This is a genomic window from Jiulongibacter sp. NS-SX5, assembly GCF_052828545.1.
This window is the reverse complement of the sequence record NZ_CM128248.1, coordinates 1307077-1325334: the sequence shown is the minus strand read 5'-3', so window position 1 is coordinate 1325334 and position 18258 is coordinate 1307077. Positions and strand designations below refer to the sequence as shown.

Annotated in this window: 17 protein-coding genes; 3 read left to right on the top strand and 14 right to left on the bottom strand. The window is 39.2% G+C overall.

Going from position 1 to position 18258, the window contains the following annotated elements; genetic code table 11:
• Positions 1-34 precede the first annotated feature (34 nt).
• Positions 35-1375, top strand: a complete 1341-nt coding sequence (locus ACUXV0_RS06005) for a hypothetical protein (RefSeq protein ID WP_446192164.1) — start codon at positions 35-37, stop codon at positions 1373-1375.
• A 57-nt stretch (positions 1376-1432) separates the two neighbouring features.
• On the opposite strand, the gene mnmE is transcribed toward ACUXV0_RS06005, so the two are convergent.
• Complete coding sequence (gene mnmE, locus ACUXV0_RS06000; protein ID WP_446192163.1) at positions 1433-2770, bottom strand: tRNA uridine-5-carboxymethylaminomethyl(34) synthesis GTPase MnmE; 1338 nt, start codon at positions 2768-2770, stop codon at positions 1433-1435.
• A gap of 245 nt (positions 2771-3015) precedes the next feature.
• Here mnmE and ACUXV0_RS05995 point away from each other — a divergent pair, with 245 nt between their 5' ends.
• Both ACUXV0_RS05995 and ACUXV0_RS05990 read left to right on the top strand, forming a co-directional pair.
• Positions 3016-4416: an MBOAT family O-acyltransferase gene (locus tag ACUXV0_RS05995; protein ID WP_446192162.1), complete on the top strand. Its 1401-nt coding sequence runs from the start codon at positions 3016-3018 to the stop codon at positions 4414-4416.
• Positions 4413-5411 (top strand): hypothetical protein, encoded by a 999-nt coding sequence (locus ACUXV0_RS05990; RefSeq protein ID WP_446192161.1) that lies wholly within the window; start codon positions 4413-4415, stop codon positions 5409-5411. The genes ACUXV0_RS05995 and ACUXV0_RS05990 overlap by 4 nt, the downstream gene beginning before the upstream one ends.
• Here the strand turns inward: ACUXV0_RS05990 and ACUXV0_RS05985 are convergent.
• The 13 genes from ACUXV0_RS05985 to ACUXV0_RS05925 form a co-directional block, all read right to left on the bottom strand.
• Entirely contained in the window at positions 5397-6560 is a 1164-nt protein-coding gene (locus ACUXV0_RS05985) for a glycosyltransferase (protein ID WP_446192160.1), read from the bottom strand. The two genes, ACUXV0_RS05990 and ACUXV0_RS05985, sit on opposite strands and share 15 nt — an antisense overlap.
• Before the next feature lie 93 nt (positions 6561-6653).
• Entirely contained in the window at positions 6654-7202 is a 549-nt protein-coding gene (locus ACUXV0_RS05980) for an OmpH family outer membrane protein (RefSeq protein ID WP_446192159.1), read from the bottom strand.
• A 36-nt stretch (positions 7203-7238) separates the two neighbouring features.
• Positions 7239-7757: an OmpH family outer membrane protein gene (locus ACUXV0_RS05975; protein ID WP_446192158.1), complete on the bottom strand. Its 519-nt coding sequence runs from the start codon at positions 7755-7757 to the stop codon at positions 7239-7241.
• 119 nt (positions 7758-7876) lie between these two features.
• Complete coding sequence (gene bamA, locus ACUXV0_RS05970) at positions 7877-10501, bottom strand: outer membrane protein assembly factor BamA (RefSeq protein ID WP_446192157.1); 2625 nt, start codon at positions 10499-10501, stop codon at positions 7877-7879.
• 5 nt (positions 10502-10506) lie between these two features.
• The gene (locus ACUXV0_RS05965; RefSeq protein ID WP_446192800.1) at positions 10507-11253 is read right to left on the bottom strand and encodes an isoprenyl transferase; all 747 of its coding nucleotides are present in this window, start codon (positions 11251-11253) and stop codon (positions 10507-10509) included.
• A 91-nt stretch (positions 11254-11344) separates the two neighbouring features.
• Positions 11345-12088 carry a type IX secretion system protein PorG gene (gene porG / locus ACUXV0_RS05960; RefSeq protein WP_446192156.1) on the bottom strand — a complete coding sequence of 248 codons (744 nt, stop codon included), beginning with the start codon at positions 12086-12088 and terminating at the stop codon, positions 11345-11347.
• 58 nt (positions 12089-12146) lie between these two features.
• Positions 12147-13190 (bottom strand): hypothetical protein, encoded by a 1044-nt coding sequence (locus ACUXV0_RS05955; protein WP_446192155.1) that lies wholly within the window; start codon positions 13188-13190, stop codon positions 12147-12149.
• A 59-nt stretch (positions 13191-13249) separates the two neighbouring features.
• A complete protein-coding gene (locus ACUXV0_RS05950; RefSeq protein ID WP_446192154.1) occupies positions 13250-14164 on the bottom strand; it encodes an NAD kinase in 915 nt (304 codons plus the stop codon).
• A 7-nt stretch (positions 14165-14171) separates the two neighbouring features.
• The gene (locus ACUXV0_RS05945; protein ID WP_446192153.1) at positions 14172-14822 is read right to left on the bottom strand and encodes a CBS domain-containing protein; all 651 of its coding nucleotides are present in this window, start codon (positions 14820-14822) and stop codon (positions 14172-14174) included.
• Position 14823: 1 nt separating this feature from the next.
• On the bottom strand, positions 14824-15597 hold the full coding sequence (locus ACUXV0_RS05940; protein WP_446192152.1) for an alpha/beta fold hydrolase: 774 nt from the start codon (positions 15595-15597) through the stop codon (positions 14824-14826).
• Positions 15598-15673: 76 nt separating this feature from the next.
• Positions 15674-16429 (bottom strand): RluA family pseudouridine synthase, encoded by a 756-nt coding sequence (locus ACUXV0_RS05935; protein ID WP_446192151.1) that lies wholly within the window; start codon positions 16427-16429, stop codon positions 15674-15676.
• A 2-nt stretch (positions 16430-16431) separates the two neighbouring features.
• The gene (locus tag ACUXV0_RS05930) at positions 16432-17466 is read right to left on the bottom strand and encodes a sensor histidine kinase (protein WP_446192150.1); all 1035 of its coding nucleotides are present in this window, start codon (positions 17464-17466) and stop codon (positions 16432-16434) included.
• A 53-nt stretch (positions 17467-17519) separates the two neighbouring features.
• A complete protein-coding gene (locus tag ACUXV0_RS05925; protein ID WP_446192149.1) occupies positions 17520-18203 on the bottom strand; it encodes a response regulator transcription factor in 684 nt (227 codons plus the stop codon).
• Between the last annotated feature and the right edge of the window lie 55 nt (positions 18204-18258).

Below are 18258 nucleotides of genomic sequence, written 5' to 3'. Positions count from 1 at the left end.
TCAAAATACAGAGATGAGAAAATCTATTCTAAAGATGAAAAATTTAGTGTTTGTCTTGGCATTCGGCCTTCTGAATGCATGTACCACTAATGACGAGCCGGGTGTGGAGCCAGAACCAGAGGTGCCGGAGGAGTCGAGATGGATCACTATTGCTGCAGCAAAAATGGGTGAGAATCCTGGTGATGGAAATGGAGGAACCTTAATCTACTCCCTTTCAAGCGAAGACGCTAAAAACCCTGAAATGTCAATTGCTCCTTTTGATAATGGTTTTATTGTTCCTTCAAACAGAACAGCCAGACTTCAGGCTTCTGAAGATGGTAAATTAGTATTCAATATCAGTTATGCTGGTGACACAGGTGGAAACTACACCAAGTATACGGTAGAAGGTGGTCAAACTTTTACTCCAACAGGTTCAGAAGTAAGTATTGCACCATACGTTGGTACAGCTCCAAGATGGATTAAGCTATTTGATGGTGACAAGACAGGTGCAGCAGTTTATGTATCAGCCGAAGCTCAGTTTGATGATAACGGAACTCCAGATGATGCTTCTGATGATACATACCTTCGTCATGAGGCTACTATGGGTATTGTTACCCTAGATCTGCAAGATTCAAAAATTATCAATTTCCAAGAGTCTAGTGTAGCATTAACTGAGGCTGAAGAAGCTCAAGGTTATTATATCTCCAGAATTGATATGCCTACATTAAATACCGCTGGTGACAAACTGTATATCGGTGCTCGTTTGAGCAAAGTAGATCCATCTACAGGCGAAACGGATAGAAGTGCAGATTTACTTCCTTCAAAAACAATTGTTCTTGATTACCCTTCATTAACAAATCCTACCGTGATCACTTCAGGTGTTGGAATCGGTAATACAAACGGCTACAGAAGTATCAATGCGTTTGAATATAACGGAAGCGTTTATCAGGCAAACCAAAGCGATCCTAACGGTTCTCATATCCTTAAAATTGGTGCTAATAATCAATACGATGATTCTTATGTATTCAATTTAGATGCGGCTTTAGGCGTAGAAGGTGCCTATGTATTAGCGTGGAGACCAGCTGCTAATGGTAAAGCTGTATTAGCTTATCGTCATAATGGCTCTGCTGATGGTGTTGCAGGTGCTCAAGGGTTCTTTGCACTAGTTGATCTTAACGCCAGAACAGCTACTAAGCTAGATGCTATCCCTTATGATCCTGATTTCTACTTGTTCCAATACCAGGGATTTGCAGTTGATGGTAACGAGATATACCTCACTCAGGCTCCTGTAGGTCAAAATGGTAACATCTATGTGGTAGACACAGAAACTGGCAACGTAACTAAAGGTGCTGAGCTGGTAAATGTAGAAGGAAGTCACTTTATCGGTGCATTCTAAGCCATTCAGAATTTTAGCAAAAAAGCCGAGGCCGAAAGGTTTCGGCTTTTTTGATGTCTATTTCCCGATACAAAACTTTCCAAAGATATTGGCCAGGAGGTCATCTGTGGTGATGGTCCCTGTAAGTTCACCTAAGAAATGTAAGGCCATCCTGATGTCCTGTGCCAGAAAATCACCCGTAATACCCATCGATAGACCGTTTAGGACTTCATTTAATGATTCGCTGGTTTTGACGAGCAATTCATAATGGCGGAGGTTGGTCAAAACAGTATCACCTTGCTGTTTTTCAGACGCAATACTAAAAAGTTTGGCTTCTATTTGATCAATACCTTGATTAAGTTTCGCAGAAATAGAAATATCATCCTGTTCAATTTTAGCTTCAGATAAATCAGCCTTGTTTTTTACCCAAATGACTTCTTTAGTGCTAAGCAGATCCCCAAATTTAGTAGCTATAAAATCTCTTTCAGCTTGGTCTGCATAAAGTAATAGTGCAATATGAGCCTTTTGTAAGGCCGACTTTGACTTCTCAATTCCAATCGACTCTACGGTGTCTGAAGTGTCTCTAATACCGGCGGTGTCGATAAAACGAAATTTAATGCCCTTGATCACCATAACATCTTCGATGGCGTCTCGTGTGGTACCGGCTATGTCTGTAACAATAGCTTTCTCTTCTCTTAACAAAGCATTGAGCAAGGTTGATTTACCAACGTTTGGCTGTCCGATGATGGCCACCGGAATACCTTCTTTCAGAACATTACCCGAGTTATAAGAGTCAATAAGTGGGATCAGCGTTTTCTGAAGTTCTTCAATTAAACTTTTGAGATCATCACGATCTGCAAATTCCACATCCTCCTCACCAAAATCAAGTTCCAGCTCCACCATTGAGGCAAAATGAATAAGTTCCTCCCGTAGGTTTTTCAATTGAGACGAAAATCCACCACGAAGCTGGTCTATGGCTAATTGATGCGAAGCTGCATTATCGGCTTCTATTAAGTCAGCCACGGCTTCGGCTTGTACCAGGTCAAATTGACCATTGACAAAAGCCCTCTGTGTAAACTCTCCGGGTTTTGCCATCCGGCAACCATTTTTCATCAAGAGTTTTAAGATTTCTTTCACAATGTATGGACTCCCATGACAAGAGATTTCGGTAGAGTCTTCTTTTGTGAAAGATCTGGGCGACTTAAATACTGTTACCAATACCTCGTCAATGATCTGATCTCCATCTTCAATCAAACCAAAATGTGCAGTGTGAGTGGCAGCATTTTGTAATAATTTACCTTTAAAAATGGCATCGGTGGCCTCAATGGCTCCCAGCCCAGAAACACGTATAACGGCTATGGCTCCTATTCCCGGAGCTGTAGCTAATGCACAAATTGGTTCTTGCTGATGTATCATTTCGGCTGCAAGTTACGAAGCGGCTAAGATTTCTCGCAGAGTCCTGTAGAAAGACCTTAGGCAGAAGACGAATAACTTTTAATGAGTGAGTCTCCATTTACTTTTCTCCATTTTCGATTTTTCATGTCTTGTTTTCTAGTTATCCATTTACACAACTACCAAACTTCCCTTAGTTAAGCTCCCACTACTCCATAAATTCTTCCTATTTTTGGCAGCGTTTTAACCCAATACGGCCAAAGGCATTTATGCTTTTTAATTCAGTCCAGTTCGTATTTTTCTTCATTGTGGTTTCCATCCTTTACTATATGCTTAGGCATAGAGGGAGAGTTTGGTTGCTTCTGCTGGCGAGCTGTTATTTCTACATGGCCTTTAAACCGGTTTACATCCTCATTTTAGGGGTGACTATTCTGGTAGATTATTTCGCAGCTTTTTTAATTGATAAAGCAGAAGGTCGTAAACGAAAATGGTATTTGGCCTTAAGTTTAATTGCCAATATAGGTTTTCTGGCAGCCTTCAAATATTTCAATTTCATCAATCAAAACATCGGTTTCCTGCTTGGTTTGGTCGGTGTTGATAATCCTATCCCAAACTACCCTCTCGAGCTTCCTATAGGTCTCTCTTTTCATACCTTTCAGGCGATGAGTTACACCATAGAGGTGTACAGAAAAAACCATAAACCCGAAAAGGATTTTATTATTTATTCGCTCTATGTGATGTTCTATCCACAGTTAGTGGCAGGGCCAATAGAACGTCCACAAAATGTCCTTCATCAGTTTCATACCTATTTCAAATACAACTTTGAAAATATTAAGCAGGGCCTTATTCGTATAGCCTGGGGTATGTTTAAAAAAGTAGTGATAGCTGATCGATTAGCCTTAATGGTAGATTACGCTTATGCTGCTCCTGCGGAGCAAAGCGGAGGTACTTTATTGGTCGCCACGCTATTTTATTCTTTTCAAATCTATTGTGATTTCTCTGGTTACTCTGATATCGCTATCGGTGCTGCCAGAGTGATGGGTTTTAAGCTCATGGAGAACTTCGATGTGCCATATATTTCTAAGTCAATTTCAGAATTCTGGCGTAGATGGCATATCTCACTTTCTACCTGGTTTAAGGATTATCTTTATATTCCTTTAGGTGGTAGCAGAGTGGGGGAGGTGAGGCATTACCTCAACTATTTCATCGTGTTTATGGTAAGTGGTTTATGGCATGGAGCTGCCTGGACTTTCGTTATTTGGGGTTCTTTACATGGTATTTATTTGATCCTTGCCATGATTCGCAAGAAGTACTTTAATATGGAATTGCCATCGGGTTACTGGACTGACCGTTTACAAATCCTTTTAACATTCGTCTTAGTCACATTAAGCTGGGTTTTCTTCCGAGCCAGAGGCCTTTCAGATGCCGTGATAGTCCTGAAGAAAATATTTAATCCTGCGAGTTATCAAGGATTTGAAACACCACTAAACACTACAGAGTTGTGGTTTTCAGTGGTGCTCATTGCCGTTTTAATGCTCAAAGAAGTCTATTTAAAGCATATAGACACTTCTAAGACTCCAGCCTTTTATTGGAAGTTTGGGGCCTTAATGCTGGCTTGCTATTTTCTAGGTGTCTTTACCTCAAATCAGTTTATCTATTTCCAATTTTGAGAATCCTAAAATACATAGCACTTCTATTTTTTGCCTTTTTTTGGTTCTTGGGCTGTTCGCCAAAGGCTGCCAAATGGATGGCGGAGAATGGGCTGGTTAAAGATGACTATCGCTATGGTGATTTATACCGGATGTCAAACTTGTCTAAGTTCAAGGAGGAAAAGCCGGTTTGTCAAAACCAGAAGCCTGAGAAACAGGAAAACACGCATTTAGTCCTCGCCGGTGATAGTTTTACTGAGGACGGAAGAATGGCCGCTGATGATTTTGCTGCCAAAGAGTTTACCAAAATCAGAGTAGATCAGGTTTCATATGTTGAGTTAGATACTTCAGATCAAAATATTCTAATTATTGAAACTGTAGAAAGACACTTTAGAGAGCGTTTTGCAGAGCAATGGAATGGGGTAAGTTTAATTGAGCCTCGAGAAATGGAAGAAGATCAATCGTTCTTAGAGCTTGTCAATTTTGATATGCCCTATTCTTTGGAGCTTCACAATACTGTTTTGTTTGGTTATGAAATGACTATGAAAATCCGTGAATGGAAATCCTGGATCAATTATCAATTGTTTGATCGGGTGGATGATGGAGTAGCCTTGAGTAAAAACGGCGAACATTTACTCTACCATTTGCCATCAAAATCAGGGATTAGCTCGGCGTTTGATGAGATTAGTGATGAAGAAATAGATGCCTTAGTAAAACATGTCAATGAAACACAGGAATACTACAGTTCTGTTGGTTTTGACAAAGTGATTCTGAGTGTTGTGCCTAATAAAACAAGTATTCTTGGAACTGACTTAGGCACGTATAACAAACTTGTAAGTCGTATTCAAAAACATCCAAACCTACAGATGCCAATCCTGGATTCCTATACTGAGTTCAGTAAATTGGGGGCAGCAGCTTATGCATTAGGAGATACGCACTGGAGCTGTGAGGGTCAATATTATTGGCTGAAAGAAGCTAATAGTATAATAGTAGAGAATGACTTAATCAAGCTCTAATAGCGTTTCTACGAAGGCCTTGGTGTTGTGCTGTTTGTAGTATGATTGTCCATCGATTTTCCACGATTCAGGATCTTTGATAAAACCTCTGAACAAGGCTCGAAGTTGACTAACATCCAAAGGATCTACTAACCTTCCCAATTTATAGGCCTCTGTGAGCTCAGCCACTATGCCATAGTCAGAAACGATAGAAGGTTTATTATGCTTCGCCGCTAATCCTATGATTCCACTACTGGCGAAGAAGTTAATATTCATTCGCAGAACCAGATCAGACTGAGCAAAAAGTGCTTCCATTTCACAGTTATCTACAAAGTCATCAATATGGAATAATTGGACTTCTGAGCTGTGTTTTTGAATGGCTTTTTCAAGTGTGTCTTGATAGTGATCAGCAGTTTTTCCTACCATCATCAAACATACTTTTTGTTGATCTTCTTTCTCAAGACCTTCCAAAGCATTTAGAATATTGACCACATTTTTTCGCTCATCCATGTAGCCAAAAATCAGAAAGATCAATCTGTCTTTATCAATGATGTATTTGTCTCTGATATCTGTCAGTTTATAACAAGGGTAGTCAAAAACCGGGTCTGCCAGGTAAGAGAACCTTTGCTCATCAGAATCATTAAGAGCATCTACAGTTGGCTGATCGTTGAGGATAAAAATATTCTTTAGCCGCTTGTTTCTTAATGCTGATTTGAGAAGTGTTTTTTTCTGAAGCTTTTTAAGCTTGAATTTCAGTGTTTGAAGAATAGAAAGGCCAATCGCTTTTTGTCTAAAGTGTGGTCTAAACCAAATGCCGGAAACATCAAAAGAAGTGGTTTTGTCAAAACCTATGGCCGCCTGATAAAGGTCAAACTCCATCAATACCACCTTTTCGATATCTAATTGACCTGCTTTTAACGAAATATATTCCCACTGCTCCTTATACTTCTTAAGCCCTTTATGTCTCTCAAACTTTGCCTGATAAGATTTGCCGGGGATATGAACCTCAATATGCTTTGAATCCGCTTTCTTTAATTCCTCATTGACTAAAAAATGGAATGAATGTTCACCATCTGTATGATGTAATGCCAGATGGTTTAAGGTCTCTTGAACAAAACCCAACTTATGGCCATTCAGCGTAATATTAAGATCTACAATGAGGTAATTCATTCAGGATATCCTCTACTTTTTGAGGGCTTACGAAGGTATAAAAAAAAGCCTCTCTGATAAGAATCAAAGAGGCCTAAATATGGAGCTAATTTCTTAGTTGCCAGCACCAGCTGCAGGAGCTTCTACTCCAAGCTGCTTGAATACCAGATCAGTGATATTATCAGTATCAGGAGCTACTAATATTACCGGAGTAGTACCAAAACCAGCATCAGAGTTAAACACGTGTGTGTAACCATTAGCTGCAGCTACTTCATCAATCGCTTTTTGGATTTTATCCATTACCGGAGCTAGAAGCTCTTGTTGCTTTCTTTGAAGTGCAGTTTCAGAGTTTTGCTGAAACTCCTGAATACCTTCCTGAGAGGTTTGAAGGCTCTTTTCTTTGTCTTGACGAATTACTGCAGACATTGTAGACGCATTCTTCTGATAGTCTTCATAAGACTTCTGGAATTCTGTGATTTTCTCTTGCAATAATTTATCGTATTGAGCTTTCTCAGTTGCTAGTTTAGTCTGAATATCTTTTGAGTCAGGAATATTTCCCAAAATATAGTCAATGTTTGTGTAACCGATTTTTACCTGAGCCTGAACACTCGCACCTGCAAGCATCATCATAGCAAAAAGGGCTGCAAATAATTTAATCTTCATTTTCTGTCTTATTTGATTAATTAACTAAATACAATTTTATTTTTTTTCAACTATTCCTAGTTCTTCCATAACATAGTCCGTGTAATCATGACGCGGATCTGTGTAAATCATGCTGATGTCTGACGCCTTGTCAAAAATAAACATGAGCTTTTTCTGTCTGGCTACCTTTTCACATGCAGTGTATATGGCATCCATTACAGGTTTCATTAGTTCTTTCTTTTTCAGAAAAAGTTGACCCTCTAATCCGAAAATGGAGTTGTTGAGGTTTTTCACTTCCAGCTCTTTTTGAGCAATGTCCGCGAGTCGTTCCTTTTTCATGTCCTCTGTCAGAAGAATCTCCTCCTGCTCAAAGGTTCTTTTCATTTCGCTTACTTCCTGATGCTTGGTTTCAATATCCTTGATCCATTGATCAGAGTAAGTGTTCATTGCCTTCATGGCATCCTGATATTCAGGCATTTTGCTGGTAATGAACTCAGAGTCTATATAGCCAAACTTTTGACTGTAAACCCCAACCGAAATGAGCGACAAAAATAGAAAAAATAATGACTTCTTCATCTTGGAATATTTTTATAATAGCTATTTTATCTAATGGTTTCCAAGTCTCGATACTTTGACTCCATATCTGATGAAAAGGCTAGTTGAAAGTTGTCAATTAACAGTAACTTAACAGATTTCTAACGAATCTGTTGTCCGATACTGAAAGTAAACTTCTTCAAACCTTGGTTGTTAATCCCCGGAATCGGGTCAAAACCATAACCATAATCAAAACCTAATAGACCAAACGCTGCCATAAATACTCTAACACCCACCCCGGCAGATCTTCTTAACCTGAAAGGATTGAAGTCTTTATAACTTCCCCAGCTATTTCCTGCTTCCAGGAAGGCCAGAGCGTAAATTGTTGCTTGCGGATTTAATGATACCGGATAACGTAACTCAGCAGCATATTTATTATAAATAATACCACCCTGTCTGCTCAATTGTCCTGAGGTGTTTGTCGTGTTTGTTATTTCTGATGCTTGTTCTGCCAGTGTTTTCTCATGAACCACACCTTCATCATAACCGCGTAAACCTATCAGTTCAACCCCGATATTATAAGCATTCTGAAGACCCATACCAGCACCACCGACTACATATCTACCAAAAGGACTGTAACCAACCTCATCTGAGTATTTACCCAGGAATCCCATGTTCGCCTTTGCATGGAATACTAGTTTTCCTACAACTGGTGAGTACCAATCGGCATCAAACATCCACTTATGTCCTTCTATCCACTGTACCTTATCTGTACTTCTGTTTGTCCCGAATAGTGAATATGGTGGGTTAAAGCTAGCGGTTAATGAAAGCGATGATCCGGCTCTTGTAAATTGAGGGTTGTCAAGACTATATCTTGAAATATTAGCGTTTAAGCTAACATCGTGAGCTTGTCCATTTCTAAAGTTAGCCAATAAGAAACTGTTTTCTACATCGTAATATTGATAAGAAAGGGTAGAGCTCAGGTTAAAGTTTCTGTCTGGCCAGTTAAGTCTTTTACCATAGGTGATAGAGCCACCAGTGTTCTTGAAGAAGCCTTGGTAGAAAGAACTGGAAGCTCCACCAAACCCAAAATATGGATTGAATCCGGAGTTACCATAAAGCCTTTCAATTCTATCCTGCAGCTTTCCGTAGTCTTGGACAGAATGGAAGAAGCTAACAGAGAATGAGTTCGGTTTTTTGCCTCCTAACCACGGTTCTGTAAATGAGACAGAGTAGTTTTGGAATCCACCGTTTGCCTGGAATCTAATTGAGAATTGTTGTCCATCCCCTTTAGGTAGAGGCCTGTATTTCTTAAACTTTGTAATGTCTTTAATTGCAAAGTTGTTGAAAACAATACCAAAGGTTCCTACAAAACCTTGGATACCACCCCAACCACCAGAAAGCTCAATTTGGTCATTTGATTTTTCATCCACATTATATTCAATATCCACTGTACCATCAGCCTGTGGTATTGGTCTTGGATCAATAGTCTGTGGATCAAAGTAACCCAACTTCGAAAGTCTTTGTGTAGTTTCAATAAGGTCTGTCTTACTGAATTTTTGGCCAGGTCTGGTCAATAACTCACGCATTACCACATGATCTGAGGTTTTGGTATTACCATTTAAAACAATTCGATTGATAATCGCTTGTTTACCTTCAAAGATTCTCATTTCAATGTCAATAGAATCTCCTTCTACAGCTACTTCAACCGGGGTACAGTTAAAATAAAGGTAACCGTCATCCATATAAAATGAACTCACGTCATTTTGCGGAATACCATTGATTTTCTTCTCTAATTCTTCAGGATTATAAAGGTCTCCCTTTTTAATACCTAAGATCATGGCCAGAGTATCTGAACTATGGAGGTAATTACCAGTCCAGGTTATATCTCTGTAGAAAAATCGACTACCTTCATTCATGTGTAGGTAGAGATCAACATTCCCTGTTTCGTTTTCAACTACGGAGTCTTCTACAACCTGAGCATTTCTATATCCCTTCTTATTCAGCCATGCCACCATGGCTGCTTTATCTTCTTTGTATTGTTTAGGGATGTACTTTGAAGGATTAAAAAGCCTTAGCGGAGCTCTTTCTTTCGTCTTTTTCAGTTTTGAAAGGAGTTTCCATTGAGGTACTTCTTCTACTCCTGTGACATAAATATTGTCAATTTTAACCTTCTCTTTTTTATCGATATCAAAAACAAGAGTGGCATTATTGACACGAATGGTATCATCAATTTGCTGAACCTGAACCGCAGTATTCAAGAAACCTTTTTCTATGTAGTGCTTCTTTATCAAAAGCTGCATATTTTTCACCAAGGCCTCTGTAATTACCTTACCTCTATTTTCAGAGATTAACTCTTCAATAGTCTCAATATCAGCTTTCTTGATTCCCTCAATTTTTATTCTATTCAGTCGAGGTCTTTCTTTCAAATCTATTTCGAGGAAGGCTTTTTTATCTTCAATTCTAAGAACATTAATAGAAACTTCTTCAATGATCCCCTGATCCATTAATCTTCTTATAGCAGAAGAAATAGCGTCACCAGGAATAGAGATTTGACTATTTACTGAGAGTCCTGAAACCGAAATTAATGTGTTCGGATCAAGGAATTTGACACCCTTAACCTCAATGCCTCCGATAATGTATTTCTGTGGATTATCGTAAGTGACCTTATCGATAGGGTTTTCACTTTTGGTTCTGGAGCCAATTCCGATGATCTGTGCAGATAAGCTGCTAGCCAATGTGGTAAAGGCCAAGATGAGCCAGAGTGCTTTATTTCTAAGAAGCATAAATGCTATTTCGTTTCTTTTTTTACTTGTTCTCCTGTCTTTCCAAATCTCCTCTCTCTTAGCTGATACGTATAAACAGAGTCAAAGAGATGTGCTTTTCTAAATTCCGGCCAGTAGATATCATCAATGAACAATAATTCTGAGTAGGCAGACTGCCATAAAAGGTAATTACTTATTCTATGATCTCCACCGGTTCTGATCATAAGATCAACATCCGGGGTTTTCTCAGTAGCTAAATAACGGCTAAATAAGTCCTCGTTGATATCTTCAACATTTATTTCACTTTTTTTAACTTTCTCAGCAATGACTTTCGCCGCCTGAATAATATCCCATTTGCCGCTGTAACTTAAGGCTAGAGTCAATGTCAAACCTGTATTATTCTTGGTCATCTCCATGCCACTTTCCAGCTCGCGTCTGGCTTTAGAAGGTAAAGATGCGATATCACCGATGGTTTTTAGCTTGACGTTATTTTTGTTAAGCTCCGGCACCTCTTTGGCAATCGTGGATACCAAAAGTTGCATGATACCATCAATCTCTAGTTTGGGTCTGTTCCAGTTTTCTGTAGAAAAGGTATACAGTGTAAGGTATTTGATCCCTAATTCTCCGCAAGCTTCTACGGTTTCTCTAACAGCTTTTATGCCATGATGGTGACCGAAAATACGCATGGCACCCTGCTTTTTAGCCCATCTACCATTGCCATCCATAATAACGGCAACGTGTTGTGGTAAATTGCTTTTGTCGATCTTATCCAGACTCACTGATTTCTAAGGTTTGAGATGATCAAACAGTACTAAAAAATGACTGCAAAGGTAAGAAAAAATGGAGCCCAAAAGAAAGATATGTCTATTTCCTTGGGTTAGGGCATCTCACACCATGAAGAACATAGGAGAGGGTAATACCTGTGTAAAAATATTTATCTGAGGTATGGGTATCTGGTGTGTCGTATTGGGAAATTAAAGTGGGGTCAGAATAGCTACTATTCACCGCACCTGATGGTTCGTAACCAAAGCCATCAAGGAGGTCATATTTAAAGAACTGCCTAGAGGCAAAATTCACCGTAAGGTTCCAGTTAGTATTCAGTTTCTTTTTAAAGCCAAATCCATAACGGAGAGAGTATCTGGCTCCGGCTTGATCTGGATCTGCTGCTGTACCATCGACCTCAAGCCTCCTGTAAGGAGAATAAAACTGACCAAATCCCGCAAATAATATTGGGGTCCAATCGGCCTTATAGATTGTACCAGTTGATCTGAAATTCAGAAAGTTGTACTCCAGATCTAAGTGATATTCATGAACCAGACTCGTGAATTTGAAAGCTCTTTCTTTGTGGACGGCGTCGAAACTCAGATTATCGTTACCTTCTAACATCATGAAAGAGGTCTCGGCTTTAAGAGAGAATGCTCTACTAAAATTGTATCTGACCATAGCCTGAACTCCAGGTCTGGAGAGTAAAGGATTGAAACTGGTATTTAAATCTCCTTTGTATTGAGAAGCTCCAATACCTAGTCCTCCTTCTAACACCTGTGAGAAGGTTTCAAAAGAAACACAAGAAATTAGTAAAATAGAAAGAAAAATTGCCTTCTTCAGCACTCTAGTTATAGATTATTACGAGTAAAGTCTCTTCAGTAGGCAAAAGTAGTTAAAATAATTATTTAAGAACCGGGCACTTGATTTTGTTGCTGAGGATATAACTAAGCGTAACTGAAAAAGTAGCGTACGTATCGGGTATTTTACTTGGGTTTCCACGATAAGTGCCTGGAACTTCTGGGCCGTAGAAAGAAGCAATGTCTTCAGGAGACCAACTGTTTCCTGTTACACCACCATTAATTTTGTCCACATCTGACCAAATTTGAAGTAAAGTAGGAATCCTGTTTTCGTTAGTTCTTGAGTGAATAGCCTCATCTGCTCGGTATGATAGTTCTCCAATAGGTCCTACATAACTGATAAGCTGATCTTCATTTGGATATTGGACACTTGCTGCATCATCCAAATAATCAGTGTTGGTTAATCGAAGGTTTCCTTCAAACGTAATATCAAACTTCTCATTTATTTTAAATCGAACTCCTAAACCTAAAGGTAGAACCGGAGTCACAAAAGAATACATTTCTAGTCCAGTACCTGGAATTATTTGGCCAGAGGTTGAAGCATCTCTTAGTGGAACCCATTCACCGGCGTTAGCTGCACCTACCGGTGCTGTAGCTTGTGGGGAGTGAGCTGCCAAGCCAATACCAATATGAGCATATGGAGTAAAGCTTAATCTTGAACGAGCACCACCCTTACCATAAGAAGGAAGTAAATTGAAAATTCCACTGACCGTGAATTCTTTAAGATCATTTCTAAAATGTAAATTTCTTACATAATTCTGCCACAACACATCCATATTACGCTGTGCATAGGTGTAATCGTCGCCAAGAATTCTCACCCATGATAGTTGAAACCGTACTGCAGTATTTGGGGTCAAATAGCGTGTATAATGAGCATTACCATTCCATCTTACGTTCGTATATAATGAATTATAGAAGTATCCATATGGGCTCAAATCCCCAAAGTAATGAGAAGACCCACCGCCTATACCCACCGTCGTGTATTGATTGATGATATTTTTACGCGAAAATAGACCTTGAGCTTGTAATTGAAAAGTAAGCCCTAGCGTAAGAATTGTTAGAATGAGTAACCCTTTTGACTTTGCCATGTATCTGGTAAAATTCTGTATCAAAACGTTAAACAATAATTTTTTATTGCCACGCAATCTCAGGAAGATTCACCTTTATCGGTTTGGGTTAGTCTGTTTCTTACATCTTTACCCCAGCCAAGTTTTGCACGAAGAGTATCCAGGAAGTCCATGCCGTCTAATGTAACCAGCTTAGCCTTAAAGGATTCTTTCTTAATCGTGATTTCTGAATCCACATCTCCTATGACTTTTGCCCGAGAGTCCATTGAAACCAGATAGTTATTACTTCTACTTTCTACTTTCAACGAAATCTCACTCTTATTGGAGACAATCATCGGCCTTACAAACAAGTTATGAGGACAGATCGGTGTAATGATAAAATTATCTGAATGGGGCATGACCAAAGGACCTCCACAACTTAGCGAGTAACCTGTAGAGCCTGTGGCTGTAGCCACCATCAAACCATCTGCCCAATACGAATTTAAAAACTCGCCATTGATGTAAGCATGAATGATGATCATCGAAGAGGTGTCTGTCTTCGAGATTGCTATTTCATTCAACGCAAAGTTCGTGCCTGATTCTAAAAGCTCTGTTTCAGAATCAGCACAAAGCATGGTTCGTTCATCCAGTTTGTATTTCTTATGCTTGATTTTGTCAATGGCTGATGAGATATCGCAGGGCTGTATTGAGGTTAGGAAACCAAGTCTACCGAAGTTTACACCCAAGATTGGCTTTTCCATGGAACCTACTTTAGCTACAGTTTCTAGAAAGGTACCATCACCTCCAAGGCTTAGAATCATTTCTGACTCACTTAAGTCTTCCTTCTTCTCAAAAATACGATCCGTATAAACATCTACATCAGCTTCATTTAGAATGCTTTTGAAAGTGTCAGATACTTGATATTCAATGCTTTGCTTTCTTAATTCGTCAAAAACTGCCTGCACTGAGGATGTATCTTCTGGCCTGAACTCTCTGCCATGTAATGAAATCTGCATAAGGAGACTATATTTCTAGATATTTCATAAGAAGACCATAACGCTCATGGTCAATACCTGAGTCCTGATCCGGACCGAGAACTTTTTCAACCTGATAACCGAAGCGTTTCAGGCTTCTGATGCCATTTATGGCTTCTTTTTTATTGAATTTGATCAAAAAGTGGTATTCACTAGCCTCTTTCTTCTCAAGGAATAACTGTTCGATTTTTAGGCCTTCTGCTTCAACAATCCTACTGATGTCAGCAAGACTGTAGTCTATATGATTAACCTTAAGGCCAATTACGCTTCCTTCACCTTCAAACTGTCTGATTAAAACTTCTTTGAAAATGTCCTCGGATCTTACAATACCGATATATTTTTCATTTTCATCAATAACCGGACAAATGTGAAGATTCAACTTTAGGACAAAATCAGCGGCCTGTACCAAATGGGTATAATCGGGCAAAGAAATTCCCGAAAACTTGGGTTGAATATCCTTTAAAGACATTTCTGAATTGAAGCTCAAAAGAGCCTCTTCTTCATAGATCTCTATCTCCTGATCATTTAGCAAAACCATTTGACTTAGATGCTCCTCATCCATAAATAATAATGCATCCTCTGCACTATCAGTGGATTTTAGAAGAGGGATATTGGCATCTATAAGGTCTTGGAGTTGCATATCAGGAAGGCACTGTTTGATTTATTTTAGTTAAAAACTTATTCAATATTTTATTGAAGGGCTCTGGTCTTTCCATCATCGGGGCATGGCAACATTTATCAATAAAGTGAAGCTCTGAATTTGGAATGAGCCTGTTAAACTCATGACCTACGTGTGGGGGAGTAATCGTATCATTTAAACCCCATATAAGGCAAGTTGGAGCAGTGATTGAGGTTATTTCCTCCGCCATGTTATTACGCTGAGCCGATTTGGCGATCTGCACAATATTCATACACTTTGGAATACTGCTCGTGATCTCAAAGCATTCGTCTACTAACTCTTTTGTTGCCGTCTTGGGGTCATAGAACGTATATTCTACCCTTTCTTTGATGTAGTCATAACTACCTCTTTTAGGGAAAGAACCTCCCATAGTATTCTCAAAAAGTCCTGAACTACCCGTTAGAACTAAAGCACTAACCTTATCTGGATGAGCTAAAGTGTACATCAAACCTATGTGACCGCCCAGCGAATTACCAAGCAAAATCATGTCATCTAGTTCTTTGTGGTCCACAAAGCTTTCTATGAACTTAAGCAGCCCTTCCAGGCTGGCTTGCCTCATAGGCATATCATAAATGGGCATTACCGGAATAATAACTCGGTAATTATCCTTGAAGCCATTTACCACATCATTGAAATTACTTAGTGCTCCGAAAAGTCCATGAAGAATCAATAAAACCTGACCTTCACCTTCTTCTACATAAGTAAATTCACCCTCATTATAGGTCTTTTGTGCCATTTGAATTTGTTCTAATGCTGTGCAATTGCTTTGCAAAATTCTCTTTTAAATCTGAAATAACAAACCCTTCAAAGAATCAGGAACTGTATTTAGATAATTGTTTGACCAATGCCTCAAAGTCCTTTGGGTAAGCTGCTGTATACTCAACCACCTCACCGTTAAGGTCATGGAAGGCAATCTTGTGGGCATGCAAGGCTACTCTCTTAATTAGTGGTAGTTCTTCCGTATCACCCTTTAGATTAAACTTACGTTTTATTTGTGATAGATATATGTAGTCTCCGCCATAAGTTGGGTCACATACTATCGGAGCCTCCAAACATTGAAGGTGTACCCGTATCTGGTGCATTCTGCCCGTAATCGGATAACATCTAACAAGTGTATGCTTTTGAAAAGGTTTTTCTGTAAAAAATATCGTCTCTGCCAGCTTTCCCGCAGCTCTGTCGATTCTAACGGCAGTACCGTCTTTTAACGTGGCAATTGGTAAAAAAACGGATATGCTATCCAAATCATGAACGCCGTTGACCACTGCATGATATTCCTTTTTAACCTGACGATCTTCAAACTGAATCGCCATATTCCTGTAAGCCTCCGAGTTTTTTGCCAAAACCAAGGCTCCTGAAGTTTCTTTATCCAGACGGTGACAAAGCTGTATGTCGTCATACAGTTCTTTGGCCATTTGTTGGATACTCTGAGCTTTATCCTTAGTTCTTTCTGGTAATGAAGAAATAAAAGGAGGCTTGTTGATGATTACATAATTGTCATCTTCATGGATAATTAAATCCTTGAAATTAAGATTTTTAGGAGGCTTTTTGAATTTGCTTAGCTGAGTCAAACTTAATCTGCTTTTAATAAGGTAAAGGAGAATCTGGTTCCTTTGCCGGGTTTGCTCGTTACAGATACTGAACTGTTATGAGCACTCAATATGTGCTTAACAATGGCAAGGCCAAGACCAGTTCCGCCGGTTTCTCTACTTCTGCTTTTATCTACACGGTAAAAGCGTTCAAAAATTCGGTTCATATGCTCTTTGGGGATGCCAGGACCGTCATCTTCTACAGCAATAGTGAAGTGCTTTTTCTGCTCCTCAAAAATAACGGTCACTTTACCATTATCATTTCCATACTTGATGGCATTGTCAATGAAATTTGTCAATACCTGATAAATTCGCTGGGGATCTGCCACTACATGACAGTCTTCAATTTTACTTGGTTTCAGTCTAAGTTTGGTTCCTCTTTTTTCTGCTTTGTCCTCTAGCTGTTCAAAAATATCCTTAGTAACCTTTACCAAATCCAATATCTCAAACTGCATTTTAAGCTCTCCCGTCTCTACTTGAGATAAAACAACAAGATCACGGACTAGGGCGTCTAAACCATCCAGACTTTTGGCTGCTTTCTTTAGAAATCGATTGGCGACTTCAGGGTCATTTTTAGCCCCATCAAGTAAGGTATGTACAAAGCCTTGGGCAGCAAAGATTGGCGTTTTGAGTTCGTGAGAAACATCTGCAAGAAATTCTCGGCGAAATGTTTCCATTCGCTTTAACTCTTCAATCTCCTTTTGCTTCTCTGTAACATAATCAGATATTTCGGTATTGAGGAGTTTAAGTGGATTTTGACTATTGAAAAGTGACTTCTTTTTGATATTAAAGTCCTTGATTTTAAGCTTTTTAACCGATTTGTAAATCTGCTCTACTTCCTGAAAGACTAAAACATCAATAGTGTAATAACTGGCAAAGTAAGTGGCTAGGAAACAGCTACTTCCAGTGATAATGAGCATTTCTGCTGTGGTGCCAGGTACGAAATTGAGAAACACCACTGTGAGAACAGTGATGAACAACGAAAGCATAAAGGCGATCCACCTGGCCGACAAATTCATGAGTTATCCGCTTTAAAATGCCTTACAAAAATGAGGAAATAATTCGGCTTTGACTACTCCTTCAGATTAAACATATAGCCCAATCCTTTGAGGGTCTTTATGTATTCTTCCCCTAGTTTTTCTCTGATTTTTCTGATGTGAACATCGACGGTTCTTTCTACAACATAAACCTCCGTTCCCCAGATTTTTTGAAGAAGCTCTGTTCTGGATTGTACTTTATTTGGCTTCTTGGCCAAATGATACAAGAGCTCAAACTCCTTCTTCGGAAGCACCACGCTTTCGCCTTCTTCTTTGGTTACGGAGTAATTGTTTCGGTTGATTTCTAGTCCGCCAATTGATAGCAGCGTTTCATCTTCATTTTTTCTGTTTTCTTTTCTGAAAAATGCATTGATGCGACTAATGAGAGCTCTAGGCTTAATGGGTTTCGTCAAATAGTCATCAGCACCAGCGTCAAAAGCAGCGATCTCAGAAAACTCCTCTGCCCGAGCAGTAAGATAGATGACATGAATTTTACGAAGTTTCTCACTCTGCTTTATTTGCCTACCCGCCTCTATACCGTCCATAACAGGCATCATAATGTCCATCAGGATAAGATCAGGATCAAAAGACTTAGCTTTTTCTATTCCTTCTAAACCGTTAGGAGCGGTTTCTATGGTGTAGCCTTCGTTTTTTAGATTGTATGTTAAGAGTTCGATGATGTCTTCATCGTCATCTACAAGCAGTATTTTTCCGGCCATTTGCGGTTTATGAGGTTTTAAAACGCCAAATATACAGAGGCAATATTAAGCGAAT

What these genes read in the sequence shown, in the direction of transcription:
- ACUXV0_RS05925 (WP_446192149.1), bottom strand. Translation starts at nt 18,203, where the DNA reads ATGGCCGGAAAAATACTGCTTGTAGATGACGATGAAGACATCATCGAA.
- ACUXV0_RS05980 (WP_446192159.1), bottom strand. Translation starts at nt 7,202, where the DNA reads ATGAAGATTAAATTATTTGCAGCCCTTTTTGCTATGATGATGCTTGCA.
- ACUXV0_RS05940 (WP_446192152.1), bottom strand. Translation starts at nt 15,597, where the DNA reads ATGGCACAAAAGACCTATAATGAGGGTGAATTTACTTATGTAGAAGAA.
- ACUXV0_RS05995 (WP_446192162.1), top strand. Translation starts at nt 3,016, where the DNA reads ATGCTTTTTAATTCAGTCCAGTTCGTATTTTTCTTCATTGTGGTTTCC.
- ACUXV0_RS05975 (WP_446192158.1), bottom strand. Translation starts at nt 7,757, where the DNA reads ATGAAGAAGTCATTATTTTTTCTATTTTTGTCGCTCATTTCGGTTGGG.
- bamA (WP_446192157.1), bottom strand. Translation starts at nt 10,501, where the DNA reads ATGCTTCTTAGAAATAAAGCACTCTGGCTCATCTTGGCCTTTACCACA.
- ACUXV0_RS05945 (WP_446192153.1), bottom strand. Translation starts at nt 14,822, where the DNA reads ATGCAACTCCAAGACCTTATAGATGCCAATATCCCTCTTCTAAAATCC.
- ACUXV0_RS05950 (WP_446192154.1), bottom strand. Translation starts at nt 14,164, where the DNA reads ATGCAGATTTCATTACATGGCAGAGAGTTCAGGCCAGAAGATACATCC.
- ACUXV0_RS05985 (WP_446192160.1), bottom strand. Translation starts at nt 6,560, where the DNA reads ATGAATTACCTCATTGTAGATCTTAATATTACGCTGAATGGCCATAAG.
- mnmE (WP_446192163.1), bottom strand. Translation starts at nt 2,770, where the DNA reads ATGATACATCAGCAAGAACCAATTTGTGCATTAGCTACAGCTCCGGGA.
- ACUXV0_RS06005 (WP_446192164.1), top strand. Translation starts at nt 35, where the DNA reads ATGAAAAATTTAGTGTTTGTCTTGGCATTCGGCCTTCTGAATGCATGT.
- ACUXV0_RS05955 (WP_446192155.1), bottom strand. Translation starts at nt 13,190, where the DNA reads ATGGCAAAGTCAAAAGGGTTACTCATTCTAACAATTCTTACGCTAGGG.
- ACUXV0_RS05930 (WP_446192150.1), bottom strand. Translation starts at nt 17,466, where the DNA reads ATGAATTTGTCGGCCAGGTGGATCGCCTTTATGCTTTCGTTGTTCATC.